Annotated in this window: 18 protein-coding genes; 8 read left to right on the top strand and 10 right to left on the bottom strand. The window is 48.0% G+C overall.

Going from position 1 to position 19,609, the window contains the following annotated elements; genetic code table 11:
- The first annotated feature begins 26 nt into the window (after nt 1-26).
- Nucleotides 27-1,250 (top strand): MDR family MFS transporter, encoded by a 1,224-nt coding sequence (locus ACIFQN_RS08465; RefSeq protein ID WP_429832574.1) that lies wholly within the window; start codon nt 27-29, stop codon nt 1,248-1,250.
- 7 nt (nt 1,251-1,257) lie between these two features.
- On the opposite strand, the gene ACIFQN_RS08460 is transcribed toward ACIFQN_RS08465, so the two are convergent.
- The 5 genes from ACIFQN_RS08460 to ACIFQN_RS08440 form a co-directional block, all read right to left on the bottom strand.
- Nucleotides 1,258-2,055 carry an ABC transporter ATP-binding protein gene (locus ACIFQN_RS08460; RefSeq protein ID WP_429832573.1) on the bottom strand — a complete coding sequence of 266 codons (798 nt, stop codon included), beginning with the start codon at nt 2,053-2,055 and terminating at the stop codon, nt 1,258-1,260.
- Nucleotides 2,048-2,980: an ABC transporter permease gene (locus ACIFQN_RS08455; protein ID WP_429832572.1), complete on the bottom strand. Its 933-nt coding sequence runs from the start codon at nt 2,978-2,980 to the stop codon at nt 2,048-2,050. The genes ACIFQN_RS08460 and ACIFQN_RS08455 overlap by 8 nt, the downstream gene beginning before the upstream one ends.
- A gap of 28 nt (nt 2,981-3,008) precedes the next feature.
- The gene (locus ACIFQN_RS08450) at nt 3,009-4,058 is read right to left on the bottom strand and encodes an ABC transporter substrate-binding protein (RefSeq protein WP_429832571.1); all 1,050 of its coding nucleotides are present in this window, start codon (nt 4,056-4,058) and stop codon (nt 3,009-3,011) included.
- A 92-nt stretch (nt 4,059-4,150) separates the two neighbouring features.
- Nucleotides 4,151-5,161 carry an ABC transporter substrate-binding protein gene (locus ACIFQN_RS08445; protein ID WP_429832570.1) on the bottom strand — a complete coding sequence of 337 codons (1,011 nt, stop codon included), beginning with the start codon at nt 5,159-5,161 and terminating at the stop codon, nt 4,151-4,153.
- A gap of 297 nt (nt 5,162-5,458) precedes the next feature.
- Nucleotides 5,459-6,781, bottom strand: a complete 1,323-nt coding sequence (locus ACIFQN_RS08440; protein ID WP_429832569.1) for a hemolysin family protein — start codon at nt 6,779-6,781, stop codon at nt 5,459-5,461.
- A 140-nt stretch (nt 6,782-6,921) separates the two neighbouring features.
- Here ACIFQN_RS08440 and ACIFQN_RS08435 point away from each other — a divergent pair, with 140 nt between their 5' ends.
- From ACIFQN_RS08435 to ACIFQN_RS08405, 7 genes are all read left to right on the top strand, one after another.
- Nucleotides 6,922-8,586: a DNA repair helicase XPB gene (locus ACIFQN_RS08435; protein WP_429832568.1), complete on the top strand. Its 1,665-nt coding sequence runs from the start codon at nt 6,922-6,924 to the stop codon at nt 8,584-8,586.
- A gap of 52 nt (nt 8,587-8,638) precedes the next feature.
- Nucleotides 8,639-9,208 (top strand): RNA polymerase sigma factor, encoded by a 570-nt coding sequence (locus ACIFQN_RS08430; RefSeq protein WP_429832567.1) that lies wholly within the window; start codon nt 8,639-8,641, stop codon nt 9,206-9,208.
- Nucleotides 9,189-10,583, top strand: coding sequence for a hypothetical protein (locus tag ACIFQN_RS08425; RefSeq protein WP_429832565.1), 1,395 nt, complete (start codon nt 9,189-9,191; stop codon nt 10,581-10,583). The genes ACIFQN_RS08430 and ACIFQN_RS08425 overlap by 20 nt, the downstream gene beginning before the upstream one ends.
- A 181-nt stretch (nt 10,584-10,764) precedes the next feature.
- The gene (locus tag ACIFQN_RS08420) at nt 10,765-11,244 is read left to right on the top strand and encodes a DUF6530 family protein (protein WP_429832564.1); all 480 of its coding nucleotides are present in this window, start codon (nt 10,765-10,767) and stop codon (nt 11,242-11,244) included.
- Nucleotide 11,245: 1 nt separating this feature from the next.
- Nucleotides 11,246-12,454, top strand: coding sequence for an MFS transporter (locus ACIFQN_RS08415; protein WP_429832563.1), 1,209 nt, complete (start codon nt 11,246-11,248; stop codon nt 12,452-12,454).
- A 17-nt stretch (nt 12,455-12,471) separates the two neighbouring features.
- Nucleotides 12,472-13,614, top strand: coding sequence for an AAA family ATPase (locus tag ACIFQN_RS08410; RefSeq protein ID WP_429832562.1), 1,143 nt, complete (start codon nt 12,472-12,474; stop codon nt 13,612-13,614).
- An 11-nt stretch (nt 13,615-13,625) separates the two neighbouring features.
- The gene (locus ACIFQN_RS08405; RefSeq protein ID WP_429832560.1) at nt 13,626-14,684 is read left to right on the top strand and encodes a vWA domain-containing protein; all 1,059 of its coding nucleotides are present in this window, start codon (nt 13,626-13,628) and stop codon (nt 14,682-14,684) included.
- 83 nt (nt 14,685-14,767) lie between these two features.
- On the opposite strand, the gene ACIFQN_RS08400 is transcribed toward ACIFQN_RS08405, so the two are convergent.
- The 5 genes from ACIFQN_RS08400 to ACIFQN_RS08380 all read right to left on the bottom strand — a co-directional run bounded on the left by ACIFQN_RS08400 (nt 14,768) and on the right by ACIFQN_RS08380 (nt 19,605).
- Nucleotides 14,768-15,028 carry a DUF2573 family protein gene (locus ACIFQN_RS08400; RefSeq protein ID WP_429832615.1) on the bottom strand — a complete coding sequence of 87 codons (261 nt, stop codon included), beginning with the start codon at nt 15,026-15,028 and terminating at the stop codon, nt 14,768-14,770.
- A 120-nt stretch (nt 15,029-15,148) separates the two neighbouring features.
- The gene (locus ACIFQN_RS08395) at nt 15,149-16,240 is read right to left on the bottom strand and encodes a threonine aldolase family protein (protein ID WP_429832559.1); all 1,092 of its coding nucleotides are present in this window, start codon (nt 16,238-16,240) and stop codon (nt 15,149-15,151) included.
- A 266-nt stretch (nt 16,241-16,506) separates the two neighbouring features.
- Nucleotides 16,507-17,478 carry an ABC transporter ATP-binding protein gene (locus ACIFQN_RS08390; RefSeq protein ID WP_429832557.1) on the bottom strand — a complete coding sequence of 324 codons (972 nt, stop codon included), beginning with the start codon at nt 17,476-17,478 and terminating at the stop codon, nt 16,507-16,509.
- Nucleotides 17,450-18,454, bottom strand: a complete 1,005-nt coding sequence (locus ACIFQN_RS08385; RefSeq protein WP_429832614.1) for an ABC transporter ATP-binding protein — start codon at nt 18,452-18,454, stop codon at nt 17,450-17,452. Before ACIFQN_RS08385 ends, ACIFQN_RS08390 begins: the two co-directional genes overlap by 29 nt.
- Before the next feature lie 2 nt (nt 18,455-18,456).
- Nucleotides 18,457-19,605 carry a M20 peptidase aminoacylase family protein gene (locus tag ACIFQN_RS08380; RefSeq protein WP_429832556.1) on the bottom strand — a complete coding sequence of 383 codons (1,149 nt, stop codon included), beginning with the start codon at nt 19,603-19,605 and terminating at the stop codon, nt 18,457-18,459.
- Nucleotides 19,606-19,609: the final 4 nt, after the last annotated feature.

Raw genomic sequence — 19,609 nt, 5'->3', positions numbered from 1 at the left:
AAAATGTAATAGAAAGGACTCTTCAAATGACAAACCCTATTCACTCAATCCGCCGCTTTATTGCAACGTATCCGCCCATTTTGTGGGTTCGCTTGTTTGGAGAAATGCTCACATCGCTCTCCAGCACGATGATTGCTCCTTTTTTAGTGCTGTATTTGAGCGAGAACATCGGAAGTTCCATCACAATGACCATGATCATCATCGGCATGCAACCCCTCTCTGAAATACTTCTGACGCTCGTTGCAGGTGGAGTGACAGACCGCTTTCGCCGGAAGTCGATCATGCTGCTCGCCTTATTTATACAAGGCTTGGCTATGCTGGGAATGGCCTTCGCCGATTCCATGATCGCCTTTGCCCTGTTGTACCTCCTCAATGGAGCAGGACGCTCGCTGTTCATTCCCGTCAGCCGTGCTCATCTTGCCGACACCATTCCCGCTGGTCAAATGGCTAGTGCATTTGCATTATTAAGTACAGCAAGCAGCATTGGAGCCGCGATTGGGCCATTGGTCGGTGTGCTCATTTATCAGTTTGATCCTTCCTTGGCCTTTTTGTTCACAGCGACCTCCCTTCTTCTTTATGCGATTGCCGTCTGGTGGAAAATTCCTCAAACGGAGCTACCTCAAATTTCGGAGACGGAAGAGATGAGCAATCACCCTAAAGGTTCGCTGAAAGCATATCGACCTGCACTGGCAATCATGATGCTATCCTTGCCGATCAGCCTGTTCTACGCACAAACAGAAACAAATCTACAGCTCCATCTGAAGAATACGCTGCCTAATTACTTGCAAACATTGGCGCTGCTCATATCGGTTAAAGGAATCATGCTGCTCCTTTTTGAATACATGCTCGTCAAGTGGACACAGCATCTGAATACTCGCCTCTTAATTACAAGCTCATATCTCTGCTTTTTCGTTGTTGCGCTAGGGTATGCCTTCCTGGATAGCGCTCCTGCGCTCATCGCTCTCCAAGTGCTGCTCGTTCTCGGAGAGAGCATCGGTCTGACGCAACTATTAGCCTTTATCACACGGATTGCCCCTACGTCTATGCGCGGAAGATATTTTGCTATTACCGGTACGCATTGGGACATTTCTCGCTCATGCGGTCCTATTTTGGGCAGTCTCGTCATGATTCATTTTGGCGGGACCATGCTATTTACGATTGTAGCGGTCATTTTGCTGGTAGGTGCCTGGGCTATGCACACCTATCTGTGGAGCAAAGAAAAAGCCCTCCTGTTAGAACAGGAAGGCTGATACGGATTTAAGTCAAAAGGAAGCGGTCTTCGTTGAAGCTTTCTCCACCGCGGGCTATTTCAAACGCTCGCAGTAAATCCTGTGGTTTCATCGTTCGTTTTTTCTCATCGGGAATATCGAGAATGATACCGCCATCGTGCAGCATCAGGAGCCTGTTCCCCATGTTCAGTGCTTGTTCCATATTGTGCGTAACCATGATCGTCGTCAGCTTGAATTGCTCGACGACTTTCTGGGTCAAATCGACAATCAGTTGCGCACGTTTGGGATCAAGCGCCGCTGTATGCTCATCAAGAAGCAAGATTTTCGGTTCCGTGAAGGTAGCCATCAAAAGGCTGAGCGCTTGACGCTGTCCACCTGAGAGAAAGCCAACCTTGGTTTTCAAACGATTTTCCAGTCCTTGATCCAACTGCTTGAGCTGCTCGCGGAACAGCTCCCGCTTATGATTGTTTACCCCAAATGACAGCGAACGCCTTTTTCCCCGAGCCAAAGCGATTGCCAGATTTTCCTCAATCGTCATGTTCGGTGCGGTACCTGCCATCGGGTCTTGGAACACGCGGCCGATCAATCCGGCACGCTGATGCTCACCCATGCGCGTCACATCTTTCCCGTCAATGGCGATCGTGCCCCAATCAGGAATCATGCCCCCGGAGATAATGTTCATCATCGTGGACTTACCAGCACCGTTACTACCGATCACGGTGATGAATTCGCCGGATTTGACAACCAGATTCACGTTTCGTAGTGCGATCTTCTCATTGACGGTTCCTGCATTAAATACTTTATTTACTCCAGAAATCTTAAGCATCGCTACTTCCTCCCTTTACCGCGCGCACTGCTGGTTTTTTCCATATCCCCTTGGCAATGGTCGGAACGGTCAGGGCGATAATAACGATCAAGGCAGTGATCAGCTTCATGTCAGACGGATTCAATCCCGCCTGCAGTGCCATTGCGATGACTAAGCGGTACACAATCGAACCGAGAATAACGGCAAGCGTCACACGGAAAATAGAGGAGCTTCCAAACAATACTTCACCGACAATAACAGAAGCAAGACCAATTACGATCATACCGATCCCCATACCTACGTCTGCAAAGCCCTGGTACTGGGCTACCCATGCACCAGATACAGCCACCAAGCCGTTAGACAATGCCAAGCCGATGATTGTCGTCGTATCTGTATTTACACCAAAGCTGCGAATCATCTTCGGATTATCACCTGTCGCACGCAAATCCAGACCAAGATCTGTATGAAGGAACCAATCAATTACCAGTTTCAGAACCATAACACCGAGCAAGAAAACGATGGCAACTCCAGTCAAGAAGGTTACCCCACCAATTGTTACGTTCGGAATGCTCAAGCCCTGAACGTAGGTAAAGAGAGTATCTTCACGCAGCAGCGGCAAATTGGCCTTGCCCATAACGCGCAGATTGATTGAGTACAGCGCGATCATAGTCAAAATCCCTGCCAAAAGTGCGTTGACTTTCCCTTTGGTATGCAAGATGCCGGTAAAAGCTCCAGCCAGCCCGCCGACGAAGAATGCCAGCAGGGTAGCCAGGAATGGATTGGTTCCATCAATGATAAACTTAGCTGCAATTGCGCCGCCCAAGGCAAAGCTACCGTCAACGGTCAAGTCAGGAACGTTTAATACACGGAAGGTAAGATAGACGCCCAGGGCCAAAATACCAAATAACAAGCCCTGTTCGATTGCTCCCATTATTGCCAAATTCATAGAAGAAGTCCTCCTGTTGCTGCGTTTATTACTCTACCACTTCTCCCGCGCGGTCGAGCATAGCTTGCGGAATAGTCACACCCATTTTTTCCGCTGCTTTTTTGTTCAATACGAGTTTCATTTCAGCTTGCATTTCTACTGGCATATCCGCAGGCTTCGCTTCGCCTTTCAGAATTTTAGTAGCCATGTCAGCCGTTTGCTCACCCAGCTTGGTGTAGTCGATACCGTAAGTAGCAATCGCACCGCTCTTCACAGAGTTTTCTTCACCTGCGATGACCGGGATTTTTTGTGACTCAGCTACACCGAGTACTGCTGCGATCGAGGACACTACCATGTTATCTGTTGGTACATAGAAAGCGTCTACTTTACCTACCATTGACTCCGCTGCTTGTTTCACTTCTGTAGCGCTCGTGATGGCGGCTTCACGGATGGTCAGACCCAGCTTGTCAGCAACAGCTTTTGCAGCGTCTACCTGAACTTTGGAGTTTACTTCACCAGAGCTATAAATCACGCCAACCGATTTTGCATCAGCTTTCAATTCCTTGATCAGCTTCAATTGCTCTTCGACAGGGTTCATGTCAGACGTGCCCGTTACGTTTGCGCCTGGCTTACCCATTGCTTTTACCAACCCCGCTTCCACAGGGTCCGTTACGGCTGTGAAAAGAATGGGGATCTCTTTGCTCGTTTGAGCTGCAGCCTGTGCGGTTGGCGTGGCAATAGCTAGCACCAGGTCAACCTTGTCAGCTTCGAACTTTTGAGCAATCGAGATCGCTGTATCCATGCTCGCTTGTGCGGACTTCACATCAATTTTAACTTGCTTGCCATCTTCATATCCATTTTTCGCCAATTGCGCGACAAAGCCTTCTCGTGCAGCATCCAAAGCCGGATGTTCCACGAACTGGGAAATTCCGATGGTCAGTTGCTTGGCTTCAGGTGCAGGAGCCGGAGCGGAAGTAGCAGGAGCTGGCTGATTGTTCGCCGGAGCAGTAGTCTGCTGTCCACATGCTGTGACGGACAAAAGCACCAAAGGAAATAAAATACTCTGAATAATTTTGACAGGCTTTTTTTGTTTGAACATCTGATAAATTTCCCCCTTGAAAAATTTTTTTCTAATCTTACCATGTTTAAAAAACTTTTAAAAGAATAAAAAGAGAGCAAGAAGCTCTCTTTTTACTTGATGATTTCTTTCGCCTGCTGTTTGAGTGCCTCGGATACAGTGAGACCAAACTTGGCAGCTGCTGTTTCGTTGATGTATAAGTCGGCCTGCTTGGAAACTTCTACAGGTGTTTCGGCTACAGATTGACCTTTCAGTACACGTGCAGCCATCTCGCCTGTTTGCTTCCCAATTTGATAGTAATCAATACCATATGTGGCAACAGCACCGCGCTTTACCGTATCGGTGTCAGAAGCGAAAACAGGAATCTTGTTCTGCTCTGCTACCCCCAAGACAGCTTCAAAGGACGAAACTACCGTATTGTCGATCGGGATAAACATGGCATCTGTTTTTCCAACGAGTCCCTGAGCTGCCAGCTGCACCTCAGACAGTTGGGAAATACCAGCTTTGACGATCTCTACGCCTTCTTTGCTAGCTGCTTCTTCCAAATCCTTGACCTGCACCTCCGAATTGACTTCGGATGTCGTATAAATCACACCAAGCTTTTTAAGCTCGGGCAGGAAGGTCTTGATGAGCTTCAATTGCTGTTCCATTGATACTTTGTCTGATGTACCTGTCACGTTTTTGTCCGGTTTTTCCAGACTGGTGACCAGTTGAGCTGAGATTGGGTCTGTAACGGCGCTGAAAAGAACAGGTGCATCTGTGATCGCCTTGGCTGCTGCTTGTGCGGACGGCGTAGCAATAGCTATTACCATGTCCTTTTTATCGCCAGCATACTTTTGGGCGATCGAGACAGTGTTATTCATATCACCGTGGGCATTCTGGGAATCTACTTCCAGATTTTTGCCCTCTTCGTAACCGGAGTCTTTCAGCCCATCCAAAATGCCTTTATGGATTGCATCCAGCGCCGGGTGTTCTACGAATTGCGTCAATCCCAATTTGACAGTTTGCTGCTGCCCGGAATTCGCTGCTGTCGAATCTGTCTTTTCACCTGTTGCCTGATTGCCACATGCTGCCAAAGTAAATGCCAGCAATGCGGTCAGTCCCATACTAACTACTCGTCTCATCTCTACTTCCTCCTCTAGGCTCAGCTTTGCTAAATGCTCTCGTTACCCTGGGTAACAAGGCTTCATTCACCCTTTTTGGGCAACGACTCTTTTCATTGCGCAAAGGCAACTTGTGTCCAATTATAGCATATTATTTCGCCTTGAATAGTTCTTTTCCTCAATATTTTGTGCCACTCGCCCATGATTAGAAAACCTGGCTATGCCTTTGGCGGAGCCGCGGTTGCACTTATACTGGATATAATTTTATATCTGTAAAAAAACGCCAGTCTGGTTCTTTTCACCTAGAAGATAAAAAGGCTACCCCCCTTTCTCGATTTTTGCCTCCTCTTCTGCCCGTTTTTTCACCACTACGCGCGTTATTCGATAATGATCGACTTCGTCAACGAGGAATTCATAATTCCCCTCCCGAACGAGATCCCCAACGCGTGGCGGATGATCGATTTGCATGTAAATCCACCCTGCCAAGGTGTCCACTTCACTCGACTCCAGATCGATATCGAGATATTCGCTCACTTCCTCCAGAAGCATACGTCCATCCAGGGATAGCAAGTCGTCCCTTTGCTCCACTTCTGGACGCTCGTCATCAAACTCGTCCTGAATGTCTCCTACGATTTCTTCCATTATATCTTCCAGTGTAACCAGACCTGCTGTGCCTCCATATTCGTCAATGATAATGGCCATCTGTCCTCGCTGTTTTTGCAGCATCGTCAACAAACGGCTGATCGAAATCGTTTCAGGCACGGTCAAAATCGAGCGCATCAATGTTTCCAGATCGCTGCGCTCTCCTTCGAGCAGTCCAGTCAGCATGTCCTTAATGTGCAGACTCCCCACTACGTGATCTTTGTCACCGTCTACCACCGGATAGCGTGTAAACCGTCCATTTTGGACCAGCTTGACGTTTTCCTCAAATGGATCGCGCAGATTCAGAACCACCATGTCGGTACGCGGAACCATGATTTCTCTGGCCATCGTCTCGGAAAAGTCAAAGATATTGTCCACCAGCATCAGCTCGGTATTGTCAATTAGTCCGCTCTTGTGACTCTCGTTGACCAGAATACGAATCTCTTCCTCTGTATGCGCCTCTTGGTGTGGCTCCATAGAAATATGAAAAAGGGCAAGAAAACGGCTAGCCGACCAGTTGAGAAGAGTGATGAATGGATACATGATTTTATGAAACAGTGAAATCGGCTTGGCAATGGCAAGCACCACCATTTCCGTGCGCTGGATCGCCAGCGACTTCGGTGCCAGTTCCCCCAGTACGATATGCAAAAAGGTAATGACAGAAAACGCTATGATGAAGGAAATGCTCGTGACCAGCGTATCATTCAGGCCAAAATAGCGAAAAACCGGGTGCAATAGATGAGCAATCGCAGGCTCCCCTAACCAACCTAGCCCCAGCGAAGCAAGGGTGATTCCCAACTGACAGGCTGACAAATACGCATCCAGATTGGAAATGACCTGCTCTACATGAACGGCTCTTTGGTTCCCCTCCGCCACCAGTTGAGCGATACGTGATTCCCTCACCTTGACCACGGCAAATTCCGTTGCTACGAAAAATCCGTTGAGGAGGACGAGGATCACGACCAGCACCAGATTGAACAAACTGCCCCACATTGCCATGTCCCGCGTTCATCCTTTCCGTCAGTCTTTGGGTTATTCTTTCCCATCGCGCTTGGAATGTTACCTCTTCGTTTTTCTTTCTTTTCCGGATTGTGATACCATAGTTCTGATTCCTTATGCCTTTTGACGAGGTGAGTCTCTTGTCTTACCGTCCAGATCTGCCAATGATTGTACAAAGCGATCGAACGATTTTACTGGAAACGCAGCATCCATTATTTGCAGAAGCAAGACAGGCCATCCATGGATTTGCCGAGCTGATGAAAAGCCCGGAGTACATTCATACCTATCGCATTACCCCGCTGTCGCTTTGGAATGCAGCAGCAAGTGGCTTGATGCCTGAGCAGGTAATAGAATTGCTGGGGTCGTACAGTAAATATGGAGTTCCGCCTACCATTGTCAAAGAGATTGCCGAGACGATGCGAAAGTACGGTCTGATCAAACTCGAACGATCAGAGGATGCCCTGATTTTGACTTGTGATGATCCACTTTTGCTCGCCGAACTTATGGCTTATAAATCGATCACCCAGCTATTTGACGAAGGGCATATACTTAAACCTTACGCACGGGGACTAATCAAGCAAGAATTGATCAGACTCGGGTATCCTGTGCAAGATTTGGCTGGATATACACAAGGTGAACCCTGTTCGATAAGCATGCGCCAGATGACCTCACAAGGCAGACCGTTTTCTCTACGTCCCTATCAACAAGAAGCTGTCAGCGCCTTTTATTCAGACGGTGCTGCTATGGGTGGAAGCGGCGTGCTTGTGCTTCCATGTGGAGCGGGAAAAACAGTAATCGGAATTGGCGCGATTTGCCAATTGCAGACAGCCACTCTTATCCTGACAACCAATACGACATCTGTTCGTCAATGGATACAGGAATTGCTGGACAAAACTGGACTTGATCCCGCTTTGGTTGGCGAATATACCGGTGATTGCAAGGAAGTCAAGCCAATTACCGTGGCAACTTATCAAATTTTGACGTACCGCCCTACCTCTGAAGATGAATTTCCTCATATGAGACTCTTTTCAGAGCGCGATTGGGGGCTTATTATTTACGATGAGGTTCATTTATTGCCCGCTCCTGTTTTTCGGGTGACTTCGGGTATTCAGGCAACACGCAGGCTCGGTCTGACCGCCACTCTTGTTCGCGAGGATGGCAGGGAAGAAGATGCCTTTACCCTGATCGGTCCCAAAAAATACGAGATTCCGTGGAAAACCATGGAGGAACAAGGCTGGATCGCCGAAGCGCACTGCCGGGAAATCAGGCTTCCTTTTGATCCAAAATGGCGCGAAGCATACGCGCACGCCACTGCCCGGCAAAAGTTTCGGATTGCCGCTGAAAACCCGCGAAAGCTGGAGGTCGTCCAGCAACTTCTGGAGCGCCATGCTGACGATCGTGTACTGATCATCGGTCAATACGTGGATCAACTGGACCAGATGGCTGCAGCTTTGCAATTGCCGGTGATTACGGGGAAAGTACCAGAAAAAGAACGAGAGCTTTTGTACAGTCAGTTTAAAAAAGGGGAAATCACGCGCCTCATCGTCTCCAAAGTGGCCAACTTCGCCGTAGATTTGCCGGATGCCAATGTTGCGATTCAAATATCCGGGACATACGGTTCCAGACAAGAAGAGGCCCAGCGTCTGGGACGCATTCTCAGACCAAAGGCAGACGACAACAAAGCGCATTTTTATACGTTGGTCACACGTGATACGAGAGAGCAGGAATTTTCACTTCATCGCCAGCTTTTTCTCGTAGAACAAGGCTATCCATACGATATTATAGAAATGGAAACGCTGGTCTGAAACGTTTTAAAAAACCCAGCGTCTCATAGAGGGAAGGGAGGCCGGAGATTCAATGCAATCCGACGCCGAAATCATTCAGCGGATTCTTCAAGGCGACATCGAAGGATATCGCGACCTCATCCAGCGATATCAGCATATGATTTACGTTTTCATCTACAAAATGGTGAATAATCGCTCCGATGCAGAGGATCTTACACAGGAAGTATTTGTGAAGGCGTATGAAAAGCTTTCTACCTTTCGTGGAGACAGCCAGTTCTCTTCCTGGTTACATACGCTTGCCAGAAACAAGAGCATCGACTTCCTGCGTCGCCGGAAATTTCACGACTCCGATGAACAGCTTGCTTACGTACCGTCCAATACTCGTGACGAATCTCCACAAGAATCGCTCATGAATAAAGAACAGCGTCGTGAAATCGAAGAGGCGTTCTCTTTGTTATCGGATTCCTATCGTGAAGTTATCGTGCTTCGTTGCACGCATGAATATCCGTTCGAAAAAATCGCGACGCTTCTCGGCATTGCCGAGTCTACCGCCCGCGTCCGCTACCTTCGCGCTCGCCAGGAACTCGCAAAATTGTTAACCCGCAAGGAAGGGGGGCTCGTACATGAACTGCCAGGCATTTAGAAAAGCATGGCTAGATCTAGATGACACGGATAGCGAATTGCTTTCCCACATTGAAACCTGTGAGGATTGCATCGTCTGGATTGAAACACAAATGACAACAGAAGAGGAGGTGCAGTTCTTGAAAGAGGTTCCTTTACCACAAGCGAACCTGGAAGAGAGAATCATGCAGGCTATCTACCAATCAGCCGGGCAAAACACGCCCCCTCACGCTGCTGCGGTATCTTTGCAACCGCCAACTACCAGAGGGCGCCGGACAAAAGGCTTCCCTTCATTTGCCTGGGTCAGCGCAGCTGCTGTGTTGCTTGCAATAGGCTTTATGAGCTATCAGCAGCTCAATTCAGATCAACTAGAAACGGCTTCGCAGTCTGCGAGCAACCAAGCTGCTGGAAGCAACCCAGCCGTGGCCTACAGTACATCGGAGCAAGCTCCGGCACCTACTGCATCACCTGAAACTGCTTCTCAGCGGAGCACCGTGCAAAGCGATACGCCTGCCCTGCAAGCTCCGGTGGAAAATCAGGAAAAAGTACTCGCCCAAGCCGAGCCGCAAGCAGCGCCAGTGCAATCAAAAGCAGCCGTTGCTCCACTGGACGGAGCAATTGCCATGGAGAAGCCGCAGACCAAAGTGGCGCCACCGGAAGCTGCTCGTGCCATCAGCAAAGAAGAACGGACACCGATGGCAGCTCGTGGCGGCTCTGAAAAACCCGCTGCAGACACCACTGCAAATAAGCAGACTGCTTTGTCTGTTGAATCAAAAGATAAACAAAGTGTCGAAACGTCTACTCATGCAGACAGTTCACAAACGATTAGCGATCAACCTGTTTTTGGAATAACGGCATCAAGTGTTCCTGAAGCAGACGCAAATGCGAATGCCTCTAAAGAGAATGCGTTGGTAGGTCCGACGCTTCCGATGGCAGCCAAACAGCAGATTACACTCTCCACCTTCACGGATGTGGAAACAGCTGTACAAGCATCCGACATGCCTGTACCTGTACTGGCGACAGCCACGAACGGTTTTACGATGGGTGATATTTCTATTCAGTATGAATCGGAAACCAGTCAAAAAGTAGCCCACTTGTCTGCCGATTACAAACGAAACAAGGACTGGATCAAAGTTGAAGTCGTTCGCAATACACAAGGGAAACGCAGCCTCTCCATTCCAGGAACGTTTTCTGCTACTCAGTTGTTCAGTATCAACGGAGAACAGGCTATCGCCGTTTCCTATGATCAACATGGCACCAAAGATTCAACCGTCCAGCATGCTGTTCATTTCAATGCAAACGCGAATAATCAATCTCTATATGTGGTACTAACCGCGCATGGCGTTCAATTGGATGAGTTGATTGACGCTTCCAAACAATTGACCTGGAAGCCGTAATAGAATGGATTGAAAAAAGGCACAACCTGTTTATGCAGGTTTGTGTCTTTTTTGTTTGTTCTTCAAAATTGAACCTTCATCGATCTAAAGAAAAAATACGTTGACTTTTATAGATGATTAATTAAAATGTTTGTTATATGGCAAACTTATTTTAAAAACGTTTATTTAGGAGGAAGAAAAAATGAAAACACCGACTACTACAAGCCATAAACCTGTTATCATATCTGAAAACTATGATAAGGTTGACGGCCGATTCGCCCAAAGCTCGGATGCGAAAAGCCTTTCTTTAGGGTTGACCCAATGGAACGATCAGGGGAAATTCGCTCTTTCAGCCAAAGTATGGGGAAATACGGGAGAACAACGCACAAGACAATTGGAGGAGCTGCCTCTCCATCGCTTTCTTGATTTGTCCATTATGATTTGCCGGTCGATCGCACACTTTCGTGATGCCTACAGATATGAGCATTTCTATGATCCGCAGAAGCCTGTAATCGACCGGATTGGCCTACAAGGGGCTGCCATGACCGTGGCAGTAAATACAGACAATGAGAGAATCAATGAAGATATGAAGCTGTTCAGCCAGGCTCTGAGCGCTGATGATGAGTTGATCGGGGAAAGGCTGCGTGCTTTATCGAGAATGCTAAAGGAAATGGGGTATTAGTTTGTTTTCCAATCGATACGTTCGGACGATTATCCTCTCCAGGGTGCTGCTGCAGCTTGGCGTATGGATCCGAAATTATGCCGTCCTACTTTATATAACGGAAGTAACAAATAACAATCCTGTCTATGTATCGCTTATTTCGGTCGCGGAATTCTCGCCGATCTTTCTCTTTGCCATTATTGGTGGGACCTTTGCCGACCGATGGCGACCGAAGCAGACAATGGTATGGAGCGATTCTCTGTCTGCCTTGTCCGTAGTGGCTGTGCTGCTTGCCATTATGAACGGCGGCTGGATTGCGCTTCTCATCGGATCGTTTGTTTCCGCCAGCCTGTCTCAATTCTCCCAACCTTCGGCCATGAAACTGTACAAGCGACATGTGCCAGGCGAACAACTGCAGGGTGTGATGGCAATGTCTCAATCCCTTGTGGCCGTCTTTACGGTTTTGGGTCCGGTCATTGGCACGTTTATTTTTATTCAGTTTGGAATTGAAGTTCCCCTCGTCCTGACGACAGTTCTGTTCCTAGGGTCTTCCCTTGTCTTGTCGTCGCTTCCCCGGGACGCAGAGGAACCGAGGTCTGGCGAAGCCGACAGCTTCATACAGGAGCTAACGGCCGGGATGCGGTACATCGGGTCCAATCAACAATTACGAACACTCAGTCTGACTTTTGCGGTTGTCGGATTGGCGGCAGGACTGACACAGCCGCTTCAAATTTTCATCGCCATCGAGCAATTGGGACAGGACAAACAATTTCTGCAGTGGTTGGTTATGACTAATGGGGCAGCCATGCTGGTAGGTGGAATCGCCATCATCGGGATAGCCAAAAAGGTGAAGCCACAGCTGTTGCTCATGGTAGGCCTGTTTGTCAGCGCCATCTGTACCATCGGAATAGGCGCGTCTACGATGATTTTGCTGACCATCGTCTTTTTGGTGATCAGCGGTTTGTTCTACCCTTGCATTCAAGGGGGAATCCAAACGCTTATTGTACGGAATACGGAAGGGGCATTTATAGGCCGGGTATCGGGAGCAATCACTCCTGTTTTTATGGGGATGATGGTGATCGGCATGTTCCTATCCGGCTATCTGAAGGATACCTTCTCCCTACTTACGGTTTATGTATTCAGCGGCAGTTTGATCGTCATCGGCGCGCTATTGTTGACCCCCATTATTGCCCAAAAAAGAAGCGAAGCAACGAGAGGCCCGGCATCATAACGGAGAGGAGAAAGGTCATGAATGAGCATGAGAAATACTTTCTGTCACCTGCTAGACAACTGACCGATGCAGAAAAAGAGCTTGTCTGGAAAAAGCCGTTATCACATAAGGTCAGCGAAGCAGAACAGCGTATTAGTGAAGAAGTATGTCGCAACTGGAATCGCGGGGAAATGAAAATCGCCACTATCCTGTTAGAGGGTGACGCCGGTTCCGGTAAAACACAACTAGCCAAAGCCTTATCGGCCAATTTTGGGCTGCCGTATACGAAAGTGACCTGTTTTGCCGATATGGATAAATCGGATATTATCGGTGCTATTTTGCCGGTCATTTCCTCCGAGCGTTTAGAAAGGATGGAGCCTGCGGATAGAAACGCTTTGAAAGCTTTGTATGAAAGTGACCGTTTTCATAGCGCAACGGAAATATTGATGGACGTCATGGGGATTACGCAGGAGACTGCCTCCATAAAAATGAAGCAATTGTTGAAGCTGGCTGTGGAAAACACGGGCAGCGATGCTATCGAGTATCGGTTCTACCCCTCCGAAATCGTGAGGGCCTATCAAAAAGGCTATCTCCTGGAAATACAAGAACCAAATGTCATTCGGGATGCTGCGGTGTTAATGGCACTTAATTCTGCCTTGGAGCCGGATGGAAGCATCAATCTGCCAACAGAAATGGTACGCAGGCATCCGGACTTCATAGCGGTCATCACTACAAACCGCAGCTATGCAGGGTCCAGACCGCTTAACGAAGCGCTCCGCGACAGGGTTCAGCACGCGGAAAAGATGGACCTTCCAACCAAAGACATCATGATTGAACGGGCCATGTCCAAAACGGGTTATAGGGATGAAAAGGTATTGGATGTGTTGGCGGATATCATAATTGTTTTGGACAAAACAACCCGGGCCAATGCGATTAAAGGTGTGGCCGGAATGCGTTCCTATTTCTACTGGACCGATGCCATTGCAAGTGGTGCTTCTGCAAAAGGATCACTTTATCATAAAGTCATCTACAAAATAACTACCGATTCCGAAGAAATCAACCTATTGGAAGAAGCACTTAAAAACGATGGTTTATTGGCCAGCTTAGAGGAAGTCTTGAAGGACGTAAAAAAAAACGAAATAGTGACGATGCAATCGAAATCAGAACATGGGGAGAGATAGCTGACACCGATTTGGACGAAATCAACCATGGTGAGAAAAAAGGCATCGCATTAAAGAAGTCTGCTGATAGCGACGTTGGCTCTTCTTTTGCTATTGACGATTCTACGAATATGGAAAGCTCCCATTCTGAAGAAAATGGCTCTCCCGGCTATCATCAGTTAAATCCTGGGCCAATGTCAGAGGCTGCGAAACAAAAAGAACGTGATTTCCGCAAAAAGCTGAACCAGGCAGCAAGAGCGATTGTATCCGACTCTATTCATAAAAATGTGAAACTCATTGTTCACCGTCCAGATTATGATCAGAAAAACCAACAGGAATACGTCAGTCTAAGCAAGAGCCTCATGCCGATTGTGCTGGAAATTGCCAGAAAAACACTTCCGCTTCTGGAGCATGAGATATCTTCTGAATTTGCCAGGAACCATTACTATGGCAGCAAATTTCAGGCAGACAGCGTCGCTTACAAGGATTTCAGGTATTTTACCAAGAAGCGTCCCCCGACTGAATCCCCTTCCCTTGTAGTGGGACTCCGGGTCGATGAATCAGCCTCCATGTCAGCTTTTGGGAGATTGGAAGCAGCAAAACGAGCCATAATCGCGGTCTATGAATTTTGTCAGCTTTGTCATATTCCCATCCTGATCTACGGTGATACTGCCGATGTTTCCAAGATGGAACAAATGTCGATCTTTGCCTATGCCGACTTTGATAAAGCGGATTCCCATGATCGATTCAGGCTTATGCGGATTTCTGCTAGAAGTAATAATCGTGATGGAATGGCTCTTAGAATTATGGCGGAAAGGTTAGCAGCTATGCCGGAAGAGACAAAGCTTTTAATCAGCATAAGTGACGGACAACCAAAAGCAATGGACGACTATACTGGTAGCTATGCTGCTTTTGACATGCAGCAGACCATACAGGAATATGAACGGAAGGGAATTACATTTCTCGCAGCTGCAATCGGTCAAGATAAGGATGTCATTGGTAAAATCTACGGGAATGAGAGATTTTTGGATATTACCGATCTAAATGAGTTCCCCTCCAAGCTAGTTCGGCTAATCGCTCGTTATTTGTGATTCCCCTCACAATCTCCATGAAAAGACGAATAAACCAGTCCATAACAAAATCATTGGACTGGTTTTTCTAATGCTGGCACGTATTAATGCTTTTGATTTTTCGTCTGATTCCACTGCTTAATCTGCTCAATGATTTCCTTAATTTGGTTTCGTGCTTCCTGATGCTCCGGCTCGCTCGCCCAATGTTGAATCAGTGGCGGCATCGCTTTGGACATATGCGTATATAAGCACCATATTTTCACCATTTCGACTCGTTCAGGAGTGGCTTCCCCCGTCAACAGTTCCGTAAACTTGTAAAGCAATTCGTCTAGTTCAGGTACCAGCGCTTCTTTTTTATCTTCCATCGCAAATCCCTCACTTTCAGGCACATCAATTCCTTCTTGTATATTCTACGCAAAATTTGCCAATCCGAAAAGGAATGTAATGAATTGGTTTTGCTGTCAACAATAAGGAGAGCGCTCTTCCTATGCTTCTTTCATTTTCTGATCCAGCAATTGAAATGCTTTTGTTAACACTTCTTTCGGAACGCTCGCATATTGATCCCCGATGTTCACTTCACAATAGCTCGATGCCTCATCCTTGTCTCTGAGGCGCATAATCATGCCAACTCCTGTTTCCTCATAAATGGAGAGCAAAATGGGCTCAAGCTTCTTTGTTGGTAATGGAAAATGAATATGAAACATGTTGGATACGGGAACGACCGGTCGGGTCACAATGCCATGACATTGGTTATAAAGACTGGCAAGCTCTTTAGCGCCTTCATAGTACTTGTTAAACTGATCCTGCCTCGTGGTGAAAAAATGATCTGCTGCTAAAATATAAGGGTACAAGCTGATTAAATCCCCACCGTAACGCCTTTTCCATACGACTGACTCATCTAGAAACGGTTTGTCCCCTGCCAAAATAGCCCCGGCAATTCCCCCGATTCCTTTATAGAAAGAAAGATAGACACTATCAAACAGCTGACAAATTTCTTCTGCCGTCTTTTGATAGTAAGGAAGCGCTTCTAACAGTCGGGCTCCGTCTAGGTGCAGTACGATCCCCTTTTCATGGCAAAAGGCAGAGATTGCTTCCAGATCTTCATAATCTGGCAACTCCCCGCCGAGTTCGCGCTGAGGCAGCTCCAATAGCAGGCAGGAAACATTCGTACCCATGTTCAGCACGTCTTCGAGCTGAATTTGTCTCGTTTCATCCGCCAGCAGCACCGCTTCGATCCCGTGCAGTTCTTTCAAACCATCTTCTTCGTGAATCTCCAAATGACTCAGCGGATGATAGGCGACTCTTTTTAAGCCCTTTTTATCACACCAAATGCGCATCGCGATTTGCTGTGCCATCGTTCCACTTGGAAAGAAAATCGCTGCTTCTTTTCCTAAAAACGTTGCTATCTTCTTTTGGAATTCCTCGATGACCTCTCCCGTACCGTATACATCGCTCTCCCTATTACCATCCAGCTCAATTACTACGTCTTTCAATACTTGCAAGTTCCTTTTTCCGTGACCAATTAATGGGTAAGCTGTGCGATTATAGGCTGCTAGCAATTGATTGGTTTCATTCATGCCTGTAGGTTAACTCCTCTCAATTTGTACAGACTTTTTGCAACCGAATGAAAAGAAAGAACACGTTTCTTCTATTATACATGAATGATGAAACAGGTATCTTAACGAAAAGAAATTAGAAAACCTGGCTACGCCATGCCTTTTGGCGGAGTCGCGGTTGCCCTTATACTGGATAGGAATTTTATAAATTCTCTGTACAAAAAAACCAGCCAAAACGAATACTCGTTTTGAACTGGTTTGATACATGCGCAAAAGTCCCTGGTAGTTTACTGATGGTGAAGGTGGCACGCACTCCAATGCCCTTGGCTATCGACAGGCGCCAATTCCGGCCGGACAGTCTTGCAAATATCCATGACATAGGGGCAACGTGTATGAAACGTGCATCCGCTAGGGGGATTCGCTGGACTGGGCACATCTCCTTTCAAAATAATCCGTTGCGGTTTGACATCCGGATTGGCTATGGGCGCGGCGGAAAGAAGTGCCTGCGTATAAGGATGGGCAGGAGCGGCATACAGCGTTTCTTTCGGGGCAAATTCCACCAGCCTGCCTAAATACATGACTCCAACCCGGTTGCAAATGTGCTTTACTACACTCAGATCGTGCGAGATAAACAGATATGTCAGATCAAACTGTTCCTGCAAATCCTGAAGTAAATTGAGAATCTGCGACTGAATGGAGACGTCCAGTGCAGAAACCGGCTCGTCTGCTACGATCAAGGACGGACGTAAAATTAATGAACGGGCAATGCCAATACGCTGACGCTGTCCCCCGCTGAACTCATGAGGATATCGATTGGCATAGTGACCGCCCAAACCGACGATCTCCAAAATCTCTTCTACCTTTTTCAGTCGTTCGTGCTTGCTCCCAATGCCGTGTATTTCCAATGGCTCTAGGAGGACGTCCCGGATCTTCATGCGCGGATCAAGAGATGCATACGGGTCCTGGAAAACGATTTGCAGTTCTTTTCGAAGAAGCCGCAGTTCGCTCGCTGACAGCTTGGTCAAGTCCCTCCCCTGATAGCGCACCTCTCCCCCGCTCGGCGGCAATAGATGCAACAGCGCCCTGCCTGTCGTCGATTTTCCACAACCGCTCTCACCGACAAGCCCGACTGTTTCCCCTTTTTTTATCGAAAAAGAGACGCCGTCCACCGCCTTGATATGGGTCGTCGGCTGTAACCATTTTCCCTTGACCGGAAAGTACTTTTTTAAATCACGAACCGTAAGCAAAGCCTCCTCCATGAACGTCACCTCCTTCTTTCACTAACCAACAGCGGCATTTGTGCTCATCTCCGATATCAATAAGCGGCGGAATTTCTTTGCATGTGTCCCGGACATGGTCGCAACGCGAAGCGAATCTGCAGCCTGTTGGCATGGCTGATGGGTGTGGCACCGTTCCGCGTATGGAGTTTAACCTGCGCTGCTGCTGATCTAGTGACGGGATGGAGGCGATCAAGCCTTTCGTATAAGGGTGCTGCGGATTATGGAACAACTCCTTCACAGTCGCTTCCTCGATCACTTGTCCCGCATACATCACTAGGACACGGTCACACATCTCCGCCACAACGCCCAGGTCATGCGTAATGAAGACAATGGATGTACCCTTCTCTTCCTTCAATTCCCGCATTAGATCCAAGATTTGAGCCTGAATGGTCACATCCAAAGCAGTCGTTGGCTCATCGGCAATCAATACTTTTGGATCGCACGACATTGCCATAGCGATCATGACACGCTGCCTCATCCCCCCTGACAACTGATGAGGGTACTCCTTCACGATCTCTTCTGCGCGGGGAATGCCAACCACCCTAAGCATATCGACTGCTTTTTGACGGGCCTCCCGTTTACCTAGCCTTAAGTGCAGACGTATCTGCTCCCCCAATTGTTCACCAATCGTATAGACCGGATTGAGCGACGTCATTGGTTCCTGGAAAATCATTGCGATCTCATTGCCCCGAATCTTTTGCAGATCTATTTGCGACATATCCGTAATACATTTGTCTTGGAACAGGATTCGCCCACCGCTGACGCGGCCAATCCCTTTTGGCAGAAGACCCATGATCGCCAGGGAGGTAACACTCTTGCCACAACCCGATTCCCCGACAATACCCAGCGTCTCTCCCGCATGGACACGAAAATTGATTCCACTGACAGGGTGGAAGTCACCATCTTCCCCGCGGAAGGAAATTCGCAAGTCCTCAATCTGGAGGATGGGTTCCATCTTCATACGTCACCTCCATTGGCTGATAATAGCACCGCCGTCGCCAGGATTTGTGCTCCTGTTATGAGCGCCTTTGTGTCAAAGGACATGTCGGGATGATGCAAACCTGGAGAGAGACCGCAGCCTAATCCCAGCATGGTCCCTGCCATCTCTGGTTTGTGATAGGTGTAAAAGTGAAAGTCCTCTCCCCCAGGTGAAACACAAGGCTCCTTCACGTTGTCTTTTCCTAGTACATGGGCAATCGCTTCTCGCATGATTGCCGACGCTCTATCATTTAGTGTTGCGGCAGGAACTGCTCCCGGTATGCTCCATTCGATTGGGGCCCCCATCAGACTCCCCACGTGGTAGAAGACGTGTTTAAGCTTTTCTTGCAATTCGTCCATTCCCTCATTGGTCTGCGCCCTCACATCCAATTTGAAGGTAGCCCGGTCAGGAATGACATTGGAAGTTTCTCCTCCGGCTGAAAACTGTGTCATTTTCACTGAGAATGGACAGCCTGCTTCCAAACGAATGTTGGAAAGCACCTGCACCAATAATGCTGCCGTTTCTATCACGTTTTTGCCCCGCTCAGGGCGCGAAGCATGAGCCTGCAGCCCGGAGATGGTGCCGTGGACTGTCGCACTGGCCCCGTGCGAAATGGCGGGAGCAGCCGTACCATTTGCCAATTCCATCACTGGTCTAAGATGCACACCGAACAGAACATCGACGTCTTCCAGCGCACCATCCTTCAACATCTGCAAGGCCCCACCCACTTTTTCTTCTGCCGGCTGGAATAGAAAACGGATCGTCTTCTTCGGTTGCACGCCGGTTGCAGCAAATGCCAAGGCCGTATACAAGGCCATTGTGCTGTGTCCATCGTGCCCACAAGAATGATTCGGCTTCACAACGCCATTCACTTCCTGTACCAGTGCATCCATGTCGGCTCTAAGGGCGACGATCTGTTTTTCTTCTCCGGGAATATCTATTGTCAAACCGAAATGACCTTGATATGTACGCACAGTCAGCCCTGCTTGACGCAGTCGTTGCGCGAGATAATGCGACGTTTTTTCTTCCTGCCAGCTCGGCTCTGCCAACTGATGAAGCTCCTCGTAAGTCCGAATGATTTCATTTTGGTTCTCTTTCAGATAGTCACAAACCATTTTTACATTCATGTGC

Source organism: Brevibacillus sp. NRS-1366, from assembly GCF_050467985.1.
The sequence above is the reverse complement of the archived record's forward strand: the minus strand, read 5'-3'. Positions and strand labels throughout refer to the sequence as shown.

Excerpts from the sequence above, each read along its gene's own strand:
- ACIFQN_RS08465 (WP_429832574.1), top strand. The coding sequence starts at position 27 with ATGACAAACCCTATTCACTCAATCCGCCGCTTTATTGCAACGTATCCG.
- ACIFQN_RS08460 (WP_429832573.1), bottom strand. The coding sequence starts at position 2,055 with ATGCTTAAGATTTCTGGAGTAAATAAAGTATTTAATGCAGGAACCGTC.
- ACIFQN_RS08455 (WP_429832572.1), bottom strand. The coding sequence starts at position 2,980 with ATGAATTTGGCAATAATGGGAGCAATCGAACAGGGCTTGTTATTTGGT.
- ACIFQN_RS08450 (WP_429832571.1), bottom strand. The coding sequence starts at position 4,058 with ATGTTCAAACAAAAAAAGCCTGTCAAAATTATTCAGAGTATTTTATTT.
- ACIFQN_RS08445 (WP_429832570.1), bottom strand. The coding sequence starts at position 5,161 with ATGAGACGAGTAGTTAGTATGGGACTGACCGCATTGCTGGCATTTACT.
- ACIFQN_RS08440 (WP_429832569.1), bottom strand. The coding sequence starts at position 6,781 with ATGGCAATGTGGGGCAGTTTGTTCAATCTGGTGCTGGTCGTGATCCTC.
- ACIFQN_RS08430 (WP_429832567.1), top strand. The coding sequence starts at position 8,639 with ATGCAATCCGACGCCGAAATCATTCAGCGGATTCTTCAAGGCGACATC.
- ACIFQN_RS08425 (WP_429832565.1), top strand. The coding sequence starts at position 9,189 with ATGAACTGCCAGGCATTTAGAAAAGCATGGCTAGATCTAGATGACACG.
- ACIFQN_RS08420 (WP_429832564.1), top strand. The coding sequence starts at position 10,765 with ATGAAAACACCGACTACTACAAGCCATAAACCTGTTATCATATCTGAA.
- ACIFQN_RS08410 (WP_429832562.1), top strand. The coding sequence starts at position 12,472 with ATGAATGAGCATGAGAAATACTTTCTGTCACCTGCTAGACAACTGACC.
- ACIFQN_RS08400 (WP_429832615.1), bottom strand. The coding sequence starts at position 15,028 with ATGGAAGATAAAAAAGAAGCGCTGGTACCTGAACTAGACGAATTGCTT.
- ACIFQN_RS08395 (WP_429832559.1), bottom strand. The coding sequence starts at position 16,240 with ATGAATGAAACCAATCAATTGCTAGCAGCCTATAATCGCACAGCTTAC.
- ACIFQN_RS08390 (WP_429832557.1), bottom strand. The coding sequence starts at position 17,478 with ATGGAGGAGGCTTTGCTTACGGTTCGTGATTTAAAAAAGTACTTTCCG.
- ACIFQN_RS08385 (WP_429832614.1), bottom strand. The coding sequence starts at position 18,454 with ATGGAACCCATCCTCCAGATTGAGGACTTGCGAATTTCCTTCCGCGGG.
- ACIFQN_RS08380 (WP_429832556.1), bottom strand. The coding sequence starts at position 19,605 with ATGAATGTAAAAATGGTTTGTGACTATCTGAAAGAGAACCAAAATGAA.